The following is an 11,593-nucleotide window of genomic DNA, read 5'->3' on the forward strand; positions in this document are numbered from 1 at the left end:
CGGAGGGATTAATTTAAATAAGTGGGTACGAGGTCGTAAACTATATCTTCCATTCTGGAAAAGGCAATTTCTTCGTCCGGTTGGCTGAGCAATACCAGCATGACAATCCACTTGAGTTTTTCGATGGAGAGTTCTTCATCTTCGAGTGCCAGCGCACGGTCTATGACCACTTCCCGATTGGCGGAATTTAAGATGTCGCTACGTTCAAGAAACATAATTAGATCGCGGCATTCAAGATCCAGCTTGGCCTTTTCTTCATTGCTGAAAATGCGGAACGAAGTGGCAATCGTGGGACGTATTCCGCGTTGCAAGCTAAGCGATTCCAACCAAACAAAGGCTTTATTGACTTCGCAAGTCTCAAAACCCGCTGCCAATAATTCTGTCCTGACGCTGTCACTGTCTGGAAGAATTTCAAGCTCATCTTCCATATAATGTTCAAAAAGGTACATCAGGACATCAAAAATAGTTTCTTTCATAGGTTCAGTCGGTTTATTTCAAACGGGTATAGCTACCGCCAGCGTTCGCCTCTACGTATCCAGATAACTCCAATATCAATAGCATGGATGAGATGACTTCTACCGATGTTCTGGATTCTTCAACCAATTTGTCGATGGAAGTTGGGCTGAACATGACGCGATTCAATAGTGTTTGTTGCTCCAGGTCAAGCGTTGTTTGTAATGTTCCTCCAGAAATGTTTTCATCTTGTTGAATATATTGATTAAATTCTTCAAGAATATCCTGTGTGGTTTCGACCAGTTTAGCGCCTTCACGGATCAGTGCGTTGCAACCTCGCGCCAATGGGTTATGGATAGAACCTGGAATAGCAAAGACTTCCCGGTTTTGTTCCAATGCCATCCGTGCGGTAATTAATGAGCCACTTTGCTTGGCGGCTTCAACCACCAGCAAACCTTGGCACAGTCCGCTGATAATACGGTTGCGTCTGGGGAAGTGGTTGGCTTTTGCCAAAGTACCGGGGGGGAATTCGGACACCATCGCGCCGGTATTGACGATTTCCGTTGCCAAATCAATATGCCGCGCCGGATACACGCGATCCAGCCCAGTTCCTGCGACGGCAATGGTGTAGCCTTTGGCGCTCAATGCACCTTGGTGACTGGCGGCATCAATTCCCAATGCTAAGCCGCTGGTAATGACAAAACCGTATTGACTTAAAGTTTTGGCAAAGGCGGTGGCGGTTTCCATGCCTATTGTCGAGGGATTACGGCTGCCAACAATGGCAATCTGCGGCAGAGATAACAGCTCAGGATTGCCCCGTACAAACAGGACTGGCGGTGGATCGTGGATTTCTTTAAGTTGGGCGGGATAATCAGGATCAAACAAGGTAAGAACGGCATTATTGTTTTGCTCCAACCAGGCGAGATCAAAATCAACAATCGACCAATCTGGATTTTTAATGGCCTGTACGATGTCGCTTTTAAGACCTAACGCGGAAAGTGCCGCAGTAGATTCTGCAAATAACTGTGCCGGTGTATGGCTTTCGAGCAGCCTAAGGAAAGTCCTGCCGCCGACACCTGGCGTACGCAATAGCGCAAGCCAGTATTTAATGTCGTCGGTATTTGCTGGGTCGGATGTATTCAGGGGGTTTGGACTTTGTCGAGAACATGGATGGCTTGTGAGGCCTTCATGACCAACGCATAACTCACGCGTTCAAAAGGCCGGAAAACCATCAAAGTTCCGGCTATTTCATCAGGAAGCTTCACCTGATCGTTCTTGACCACGCTATAGGTATCCCTGGCAATTCTGCCACGTTTAAAGATTTCAAGCTCATGCCCCGGCAGTAAACCATCTTTAGTACCTTTATCAATCACGACGACATTATATTTACCAATTTGGTTTACCCCATCAAGCACATAAATAATGCTGCCTTTTATGCTTTCTTCGGGCGGTCTTGGAAAATAATTCAACGTGAACTGTTCCTCAGGTTTTGGCATGAGCCGGTCACCCAGCATAATATCACTGATTGATTTGTCGATAACAACAGTTGCCGGATCGCCTTCTTGCACCAGGGATGTATCGGCAATGTATTTGGCCTCATAGCCTAATACTTCGCCAGTTTCAGGACTTTTAAACGTCTCACCAGACCGATATAAGGTATATGTCGAGGTTTTCGGCTCGATAATTGTACGCACATAAAGTTTGTCGCCGGTTGCTGCAATCAGATGCTCACCCGCAAAATCGACCACATAAGGCGCGGTATTGAGTTCGTTGACACCGACAACTTTGGGAGAGGTCAAGTATTTGGCGATGGTTTCCGTAGGAATCAACTGAATGGCTGCTTTTTGGCTGGTTTCGCGGATACAGGGTGACAATTTGCCACCTTGTGCCATTGCAAAACTGGTACGGCCATTGTGGATATCCTCTTCACTAACGACACAAGTATCGCTAGACGGCATGACACCAGATTCTTGATAACCTTCGTTGCCCTTGGAAAAACTCAACCTAGGCCTGCCATCAACGACAGAAAAGTAAATGGTTTGCCCAGGATAAATCAGGTGTGGGTTTTTAATCTGGGAGTTGTAGCTCCACAGTTGTGGCCATTGGGTAGGATGATTTAGAAACTTCCCCGAAATATCCCATAAGGTATCACCTTGGACAACGGTGTATTGGTTGGGATGGGATGGATTGATCGATAATTCACCTGTTCCGTATGCCCATACTGATGCGCTTACAAAAAAAGAAACTACTAATCCTAAAAGTGTTCTAAAAACCATAGTGTATTCCCGTGGTGTCTTTTTAATCATTATGAATTCAAAGTTTAGATGAATTCATATAGAATTCCAGTATTAACTAATTATAGTGGAGAGTTTGTTGAGCGTTTTAACTATTCTCGAATTTCCTGACGACCGTTTGCGCAAAAAAGCGGCTGAAGTTCAGGTTGTCGATGGAAAAATCAAAAAACTGGTCGACGACATGCTGGAAACCATGTATTCGGCGAAAGGTGTCGGCTTGGCCGCAACCCAGGTCAACGTCCACCAGCGCATTGTCGTCATTGATGTGAGCGAAGCGAAAGATAACCCTTTGTGTTTGATTAATCCAGAAATTATTGCAAAAGACGGCGTTGAAGAGTCTGAAGAAGGCTGTTTGTCAGTGCCTGGTTTTTTTGAAACGGTTAAACGCGCCGAACACATCAAGGTAAAAGCCTTGGATAAGGAAGGCAAGCCTTTTGAAATGGAAGCAGATGCTTTACTAGCAGTGTGTATACAACACGAGCTGGATCATCTGGAAGGTAAATTATTTGTGGATTATATATCGTCCCTTAAGCGGCAGCGCATCAAGAAAAAACTGGAGAAACTCCACAAGCTGGAACAAAACTGACGTGCGGATTATTTTTGCGGGAACGCCCGAATTCGCCGTTCCGAGCTTACGAATGTTGTTGGCATCCAAACATGAAGTCTGCGCGGTCTACACCCAACCTGACCGACCTGCTGGCAGGGGCCGCAAAATGCAGCCCAGTCCGGTTAAAGAGCTGGCATTGAGTACCGGGATTCCCGTATTTCAACCCATTAGCCTAAAGCCAGATGCTGATTTGCAGCAACTTCGTGATTTGGACCCTGACCTGATGGTAGTGGTGGCTTATGGTATGATCCTTCCGCAAGCCGCTCTGGACAGTCCGAAATTCGGCTGCCTTAATGCTCATGGCTCCCTGTTGCCGCGCTGGCGCGGTGCAGCGCCGATTCAGCGGGCTTTGATGGCTGGGGACAAAAAAACTGGCGTAACCATTATGCGGATTATTCACAAACTCGATGCTGGTGATATGCTGCACAAGGAAGAATGTGCGATTACGGCACAAGATACCTCCGGTGATTTGTACGATAAACTGGCTGCTTTAGCTGCGGTTGGTTTGGAAAAAGTGCTTGCACAGATCGAATCTGGCACTGTGCAAGCTGAAATTCAGGATGAAAGCTTAGTCACTTACGCGGAAAAACTGAGCAAAACCGAAGCCGAACTCGATTGGACGCAATCTGCGGAACAATTGGATAGGATAGTAAGAGGACTTAATCCCTGGCCTGTCGCACAAACACGGTATAAAGGTCAGGTATTACGAATTTGGCAAGCCGAAACGTTGGCATCTGACATCAAAGCTGATCCCGGCACAGTCATCTGCACCAGCAAAACCCTGGACGTAGCAACCGGAGATTGCTTGTTACGTTTGCATGAAGTCCAATTGCCAGGTGGAAAACGAATACCTATTCAGGCTTTTTTGAGCGCGCATCAAGCGCATGGAGTAAAACTCGGTTGATTACATTTTGAATACTCGATGGATCGCTGCTCGTGTCATAACACGGGTACTGCAAGATGGACAGTCGTTGACATCGGCGTTGGATCACGCGCTTAAGACAGTTGAATCTGCCCAAGACAAAGCCTTTGTGCAAGCCTTATGTTATGGCGTATGCAGAACTTATCACCGCTTGGATTTCATCTTGAACACATTGATTGATAAGCCGTTAAAGTCGCTAGAAGTAAAATCGCTGATATTAATTGGACTTTATCAGCTTAAGTATATGCGGGTAAAACCTCATGCCGCTGTCTCGGAAACCGTACAGGCTGGACGTAAAATAGTTTGGGCTAAAGCGTTGATTAATGCCGTGCTTAGGGGCTATCTGAGGAAGCAAGACGAATTCGAGCAACAAGCAGATAAAGTCAAAACAGCGGCTTTAAGCCACCCTAACTGGTTGATTAAAAATATAGAACACGATTGGCCGGAACAAGCCGAAACAATATTGCAGGAAAACAATCAGCCACCACCGATGGCTTTGCGGGTTAATCTGACAAAAACGTCCAGAGATCAATATCTCCAATTGTTAATTGAGAAAAATTTATCAGCAAACCCTGTTAACTTTACCGCTACTGGAATTATTCTGGATAAACCCGTACCTATTGAGGCGTTACCGCATTTTGCCGACGGTTGGGTGTCGGTGCAAGACATCGCCGCGCAATTGGCGACAAAGTTACTTGATGTACAGTCAGGACAACGTGTATTGGACGTGTGTGCCGCGCCGGGCGGCAAAACCGCACATATACTGGAGCAACAACCTGATGTAAGTGAATTAGTCGCTGTCGATATTGATGAAAGCCGGATGCTGCGGGTGGGTGAAAACCTAAGGCGATTGGATCTGCAAGCAACGCTAATAATAGCCGATGCAGCCAAGCCTAAGGACTGGTGGGACGGTAAACCGTTTGACCGAATTTTGCTGGACGCGCCGTGTTCGGCGACTGGGGTAATCCGTCGTCATCCCGACATCAAACTATTAAGAAGGGAATCGGATATTGCCGCATTAACAATCCTGCAAAAAATCATCCTAAACGCCATCTGGCCTTTGTTAGCACACGGTGGAATGCTTTTGTATGCGACCTGCTCAGTGTTGAAACAAGAAAATGAAGACCAAATTGTTGATTTTTTATCAACGCATGAAGATGCTGTCGAACTACCAATCACCACTGATGAATGGGGAATTCCTGGTATCTGCGGACGACAAATTATGACGGGCGAATCCTCAATGGACGGCTTTTATTATGCGCGACTCGTTAAAAAATAAAACGGCACTATTGCTGTATTTATTATTGTTACTGATCCCAGCATCAGCTTACCCGAATGACACCGGGGTCAAAGTAACAAGCGCCGAAACCGCTTTGCTGGGTAACGATTATGTACTGACTGCTGACATTGACTATCAATTGAGCGAAAAAGCCATAGAAGCCTTAAACAATGGCGTGTCGCTATTCTGGACGTATGAATTTAAAGTCCAGGAACACCACGATTATCTTTGGGATAACACGCTGGTCGAAAAAAGCTTCCGTTACCGTATCCAATACCATGCTTTATTGAAGATGTATCGGATAACCAATGAAAGCAACGGCGCGGTAGATAACTTTTCCACGCTGCAATCTGCCATGGATTCGTTATCGACGCTGCGAGATTACCGGCTAGTAGAAAAAGCCAAAATTTCCGATCAAGAATCTTATATCGCCGGAATGAAAATCACTTTTGAACGAGATGCCCTGCCGCTACCCCTACGCCCTATCGCTTATACGAATCCGCAATGGTATCTTTCCAGTGACTGGTATTTATGGCCGTTAAAAAAATAAAACTGCCTATCTGGGTCTCTGTCGCCATATTGTTTGGCTTGATTCTGCTGTCGCTGCAATTGATGAGCTCAGCCCAGCAGGAATCATCGAAATTAAGTGCAATGTCTTCATGGCTACTGCTGATTAATGCCTTGGGTTCTGTGATTTTGCTGGGCTTAGTCGGTGCCAATATTTATTCTTTAGTACGGCAATTAAAAAAACGTGAAGCGGGCTCTAAACTCACTACTCGGATGATGTCCTTGTTTGTATTGCTGGCTTTAGCTCCTGCAGCCATCGTTTTTTTCTTTTCCATGCAGTTCCTGCACCAAGGTATAGATAGCTGGTTTAACGTCGAAATTGATCGGGCGATGGAAGACGCGCTGGAACTCAGCCAGGCTTCTCTGGACCAAAGAATGCGTTGGCATCTTCGGCAAACCCAGCAATTGGCGGAGAACCTGGATTATTCATCTGAGGCGATGGCAACCTTGGAGGTTGAAAACCTGCTCATGTTGTCAGGTGCATCTGAGGTCACGCTTTTTTCCAAGCAAGGCCGCATTATCGCCTCTAGCAGCATCAATCCCGGCGACATATTGCCCAGCTTACCCGATGAGAATATTCGCTTACAGCTCCAACGCAGCTCTGAATATGTGGCTTTAGCGCCAGTTAGGGAAGACCAATTGATGATCCGGGCGATAGTTGTCATCAAAGGCCAAGAGCCGCAATATCTGCAAGCACTTTATCCTGTTCCGGTACGGATTGCCGATCTGGCGGATTCGGTTGAATTTGCTTTTCTCCGCTATCAGGAGATGAATTATTTAAGGAACTCTCTAAAACGGAGCTTTTCTTTAACCTTGTCGCTGGTGTTATTGATGAGCTTGCTGGCGGCTATATGGGTGGCATTTATCAGCATACGCAATATCGTCGCACCGGTAAAAAACCTTGTCAAAGGCACGCAAGCAGTGGCTTCTGGGCTTTATGACCAACAGTTACCCGTTACTGCACAAGATGATTTGGGTTTTCTGGTCGAATCCTTTAACGTAATGACACGCCGAATCGGTGAAGCGCGGAATGAGATTAGGCGGACGGGTGTTGAGGTAGAAAATCAACGGGCATACCTGGAAACAATACTCGCTAATTTGACGGCAGGGGTGATCAGTTTTGATGAAGGCTATAAAATCCGTACGGCCAATCAGGCGGCTTACCGGATTTTTCACATTCATGTTAACCACTTTATTGGGCAAACTTTGCTGGAACTGGTCGAGAACTATCAAGAATTGGCCGAACCTTTAAAATCAATCCAGCGTTTGCTTGAACAAGCCGATGATATTTGGCAGCAACGGATCGCATTTTTAGGCCCGAATGGTCGCCAAGAGCTATTGTGCCGAGGAACACCATTATTTTCGCAAGAAGGTCAGCGAGTCGGTGCTGTTGTGGTATTTGATGATGTGACGGATTTGATTCAAGCGCAAAAAAGTGCTGCTTGGGGCGAGGTGGCGAGGCGTTTGGCGCATGAAATCAAAAACCCCCTGACCCCTATCCAGCTATCAGCAGAACGTTTACAAGTGAAGCTTGCAACAAAACTGGAAGCCAATGATGCCGAAATCTTGCAAAAGTCCACCCGCACGATAGTGCAACAGGTTGAGGCAATGAAAGAAATGGTGGATGACTTTGCCCAATACGCCAAACCGGCCAAAAAACAAGCCACTGATATAGACTTGGCTGTATTGGTACAAGAAGTGTTAGCATTGTATCCAGTAAAACCTGGGATACAATTCAAAGTCGAATTTGAAACCGGTGAGTTATTAATAAAAGGTGATCCGGTTAGTCTCAGGCAAGTGGTGCATAATTTAATTATTAACGCCCTGGAAGCCATAGGCGCTGAAGGACAAATCGAAATTCATTTATCCAGGGTGCAAAAAAACTATTCCGATTTTATCGAAATGGCGATTTATGACGATGGCCCAGGCATTAAAGAAGAGCAAATTGAACAAATTTTTGAGCCTTATGTCACCACCAAGACCAAAGGCACTGGCTTAGGTTTGGCGATTGTGAAAAAAATCATTGAAGAGCATGGTGGTTCTATATGGGTTGATACGCGCCGTAAGGTAGGTGCCGGTTTTATCATCCAACTCCCCACGGTTTAATGTAACAGCGTAAAGACTATGAATGAGCAAACACCTCGATTATTGGTTGTAGATGATGAGCCGGAAATTCGCCGTTTAGTGTGCGAAATTCTCGAAGATGAAGGTTATCAGGTTACAACAGCGGAAAACGCCACGGAAGCGCGAACGCTTAAGGATTCCACAAATCCTCATCTGATCCTGCTGGACATCTGGATGCCCGATACCGATGGCATAACTCTATTAAAAGAATGGGTTGCAGAAGATTCATTGCTGTGTCCCGTCGTAATGATGTCAGGGCATGGTTCGGTGGAATCAGCCGTGGAAGCCACCAAGCTCGGTGCTTACGACTTCCTGGAAAAACCCTTATCTTTGGCAAAACTCTTGCTGATCGTGGCGAGGGCATTGGAAGCCAGCAACTTACAAAGGGAAAATGCCGGACTTAAGCAACAATTGGTGACCGACATAGAACCAGTCGGCAAAAGTGCGGCTGTTGCCCGTACTAAAGACCAGCTAAAACGCCTAGCTCAACACGATACCAGAGTATTGTTCGTTGGTGAAGCTGGGGCAGGTAAAGAGCTATATGCCCGTTACTTACACAATAATAGTGCTAGGAGGGATGGTTCATTTGTCGATGTCGCGGTAGGCAGCATTTCACCGGAAAATGCCGCCGTGGAGTTTTTTGGCAAGGAACATGACAGCAGGGTTTTCCCTGGATTGCTAGAACGGGCAAATCGCGGCACCTTGTTCTTAAGCGAAATTGCCGGAATGGATCAGGAGACGCAGCTAAGATTGCTCAGTGCCTTAGCATCAAGCTCGTTCTTGCGTGTAGGCGGCAGCGAGGCAGTGCGGGTGGACGTTCGCGTACTGGCATCAACACGAATCGACTTGGCGGACGAAGTTAAATCGGGGCGCTTTCGTCACGACCTCTATTACTTGTTGAACGAAGTCACTTTAAACATTCAACCGCTAAGGGAACACAGCGAAGACACTCCAGGTTTGTTGAGTTTTTACGTTGACTATTTCGTCAGCCACGACAAATTGCCATTCAGGAAGTTTTCGATGTCTGCGCAGAATTTTTTACGCAACTACAGTTGGCGCGGAAATGTCAGAGAGCTGAAAAATCTGGTACAGCGACTGATGATTCTGGGTGTAGGCGAAGAAATCGAACTGGATGAAGTAAAACTGGCATTGGGGACTGTTATTAGTGATTCTGCGCCTTCAGCATCCATACCGGATTTTTATAACTTGCCCTTAAAAGATGCCCGGGATCAATTTGAAAAAGCTTACCTAGAGTACCACTATGAGCGTTCAGGTGGCAGCGTAGCAAAATTATCCTTAGCCGTCGGTATCGAGCGCACCCACCTGTACCGAAAATTGCATTCCTTGAACATCAAACTATAAAAAAATCTCCTTCTCCCTCTGGGATGCCTACATGGATGTAGGTAGTAGGGCAATGCAGGACGACAAACTGCTCCTGCGTTTGCTGCATTCAGTACATCCTGTACCTCAGCTATTGCCGAGAAGGTTGGGATGAGGGGATTCATAGGGAGTTCCTAAAGCTAAAGATGTTCATGTTAACGCACTAATTAAGCCCTTTCAGTAAATAAGTTTGATAGCAATGCAAAGATTTAGTATAATTCCGCTTCTTTTTTTAAGCCTTTAACAGCAAGACAAAGTAACGATGAAAACATTTAGTGCAAAGCCCGCAGAAGTTAGGCGCGACTGGTATGTGGTAGACGCAGAAGGCAAGACCTTGGGTCGTCTGGCATCTGAAATTGCAAGCCGTCTACGTGGCAAACACAAGCCTGAATATACCCCGCATGTCGATACCGGCGATTACATCATCGTCGTCAACGCTGAAAAGATTGGCGTTACCGGCACTAAAGAGCAAGATAAGCTGTATCAACATCACACAGGTTATATCGGCAATCTTAAAACTGTTAACCTAGCTAAATTAAGAAAAACATTTCCTGATCGCATTCTTAACACAGCGATTAAAGGCATGTTACCAAACAACCCACTTGGTCGTGCAATGTTCAAGAAATTGAAAGTATATGCAGGCCCTGAGCACGATCATCAGGCACAACAGCCTAAAGTTTTAGACATTTAAGCAGGAAGACCATGACAGCAGCAGCGCAATATTATGGAACAGGTCGTCGTAAATGTGCGATAGCTCGCGTTTACGCAACGAAAGGCACTGGCAAGATTACGATTAACACAAAATCGATTGAAGACTATTTTGGTCGTAAAACAGACCAAATGGTGTCACGTCAACCATTGGAATGCGTTGACATGGAAACCAAATTTGATGTCAATGTTTTTGTTAAAGGCGGCGGGCCTTCTGGACAAGCTGGTGCGATTCGCCACGGCTTGACCCGTGCGTTGATGGTATATGACGAAACCCTACGTCCCGCACTCAGACAAGCCGGTTACGTAACCCGCGATTCACGTATCGTTGAACGTAAGAAAGTCGGTTTGCATAAAGCCAGAAAACGTCCGCAGTACTCAAAGCGTTAATCGTTTATCTGTTCCGAGAAAAAGGCCTGTGTTTGCAAAAACACAGGCCTTTTTTGTTGTATGACGGCACATATATTTATTGTGTCGCTAACCGCGACGATTGATTAAATGCCAGCGCGTAGGGTGGATTTGACGCGCAAATCAGCCAGATTTAAAGATAAGCAAAGTATTTCCGCGTGTCGTAATCCACCATATCGAAGCTCATCACATTCGGCGGGTTAAGCCGCGCATGAACTCCAGTAGTTGTTTAGGCACAGTGGGTTTGCGCGGGCTAACCGCGCCCTACAACTAACCCGCCGTACGAGGTTTTTGCCTTTCTTCAGTCAAATCGCGTCGGTGCTGTGCGGTTCGACGGACACTAGCCCAAGTTGGCTACCGTCTTCATGGCTGATCGGTTGACCTTGGCAATCGGTCTCGAAGGTTATCTTGCGAACCCCAATAAATCGTGCCAAAAAATTTGGGGGTCGTACCTCACCGCCAACCCATAAAATACCCAACACACGGGATTGAGAGGCATTTAGTTTTACTCTGATCCCATTTTTCTTACGTAAAGTGCGAGACCATTTGTAATAATACCAGCTAACGCAACAAAAAAAGGAATTGTGTAAACAATAGCGGTGAGCCCTGGATTAAAATACTCACCTGATGCGACAGATTTGTAAAGCAACTGGGAGCTAGGTATTCCAGAAACAGCCAAAATAACGTATAAAACAATGCATTGGTTAAAGTGAGTGGCAACAGATGGTATTACAATGCCTTCCAAGCGAAAGTGAAATGGTTTAATTAAACAGGGCACTTCTAGAGGCAGATTTATAATGTCATTAGAGGTGACCATGAATATGAATAACATTCAAACGAAACGACCAAAC

The 11,593-nt window shown here is 46.0% G+C and carries 12 protein-coding genes; 8 read left to right on the top strand and 4 right to left on the bottom strand.

Going from position 1 to position 11,593, the window contains the following annotated elements; translation table 11 throughout:
• Window positions 1–8: 8 nt before the first annotated feature.
• From ABL924_RS07640 to ABL924_RS07650, 3 genes are read right to left on the bottom strand one after another with little or no spacing between them, the layout of a single operon-like run.
• Window positions 9–476, bottom strand: coding sequence for a DUF494 domain-containing protein (locus ABL924_RS07640; RefSeq protein WP_349026484.1), 468 nt, complete (start codon window positions 474–476; stop codon window positions 9–11).
• 13 nt (window positions 477–489) lie between these two features.
• Window positions 490–1,542, bottom strand: coding sequence for a DNA-processing protein DprA (gene dprA, locus ABL924_RS07645; protein ID WP_349026485.1), 1,053 nt, complete (start codon window positions 1,540–1,542; stop codon window positions 490–492).
• Between the two features lie 50 nt (window positions 1,543–1,592).
• Window positions 1,593–2,729, bottom strand: coding sequence for a LysM domain-containing protein (locus ABL924_RS07650; RefSeq protein ID WP_349026496.1), 1,137 nt, complete (start codon window positions 2,727–2,729; stop codon window positions 1,593–1,595).
• Between the two features lie 97 nt (window positions 2,730–2,826).
• Here ABL924_RS07650 and def point away from each other — a divergent pair, with 97 nt between their 5' ends.
• From def to rpsI, 8 genes are all read left to right on the top strand, one after another.
• The gene (gene def / locus ABL924_RS07655; RefSeq protein WP_349026486.1) at window positions 2,827–3,333 is read left to right on the top strand and encodes a peptide deformylase; all 507 of its coding nucleotides are present in this window, start codon (window positions 2,827–2,829) and stop codon (window positions 3,331–3,333) included.
• A gap of 1 nt (window position 3,334) precedes the next feature.
• Entirely contained in the window at window positions 3,335–4,258 is a 924-nt protein-coding gene (gene fmt / locus ABL924_RS07660; RefSeq protein ID WP_349026487.1) for a methionyl-tRNA formyltransferase, read from the top strand.
• Window positions 4,259–4,265: 7 nt separating this feature from the next.
• Window positions 4,266–5,555 (top strand): 16S rRNA (cytosine(967)-C(5))-methyltransferase RsmB, encoded by a 1,290-nt coding sequence (gene rsmB, locus ABL924_RS07665; RefSeq protein ID WP_349026488.1) that lies wholly within the window; start codon window positions 4,266–4,268, stop codon window positions 5,553–5,555.
• The gene (locus tag ABL924_RS07670; protein WP_349026489.1) at window positions 5,533–6,105 is read left to right on the top strand and encodes a DUF4390 domain-containing protein; all 573 of its coding nucleotides are present in this window, start codon (window positions 5,533–5,535) and stop codon (window positions 6,103–6,105) included. Before rsmB ends, ABL924_RS07670 begins: the two co-directional genes overlap by 23 nt.
• A complete protein-coding gene (locus ABL924_RS07675; protein ID WP_349026490.1) occupies window positions 6,087–8,228 on the top strand; it encodes an ATP-binding protein in 2,142 nt (713 codons plus the stop codon). Before ABL924_RS07670 ends, ABL924_RS07675 begins: the two co-directional genes overlap by 19 nt.
• An 18-nt stretch (window positions 8,229–8,246) precedes the next feature.
• Window positions 8,247–9,608: a sigma-54 dependent transcriptional regulator gene (locus ABL924_RS07680; RefSeq protein ID WP_349026491.1), complete on the top strand. Its 1,362-nt coding sequence runs from the start codon at window positions 8,247–8,249 to the stop codon at window positions 9,606–9,608.
• A 280-nt stretch (window positions 9,609–9,888) separates the two neighbouring features.
• Window positions 9,889–10,317, top strand: a complete 429-nt coding sequence (gene rplM, locus ABL924_RS07685; RefSeq protein WP_349026492.1) for a 50S ribosomal protein L13 — start codon at window positions 9,889–9,891, stop codon at window positions 10,315–10,317.
• An 11-nt stretch (window positions 10,318–10,328) separates the two neighbouring features.
• Window positions 10,329–10,724 (top strand): 30S ribosomal protein S9, encoded by a 396-nt coding sequence (gene rpsI, locus ABL924_RS07690; protein WP_349026493.1) that lies wholly within the window; start codon window positions 10,329–10,331, stop codon window positions 10,722–10,724.
• A 323-nt stretch (window positions 10,725–11,047) separates the two neighbouring features.
• Here rpsI and ABL924_RS07695 read toward each other — a convergent pair whose 3' ends face one another.
• Entirely contained in the window at window positions 11,048–11,176 is a 129-nt protein-coding gene (locus ABL924_RS07695; protein ID WP_349026494.1) for a hypothetical protein, read from the bottom strand.
• Window positions 11,177–11,593: the final 417 nt, after the last annotated feature.

The organism is Methyloglobulus sp. (genome assembly GCF_040079455.1).
Lineage (GTDB): Bacteria > Pseudomonadota > Gammaproteobacteria > Methylococcales > Methylomonadaceae > Methyloglobulus.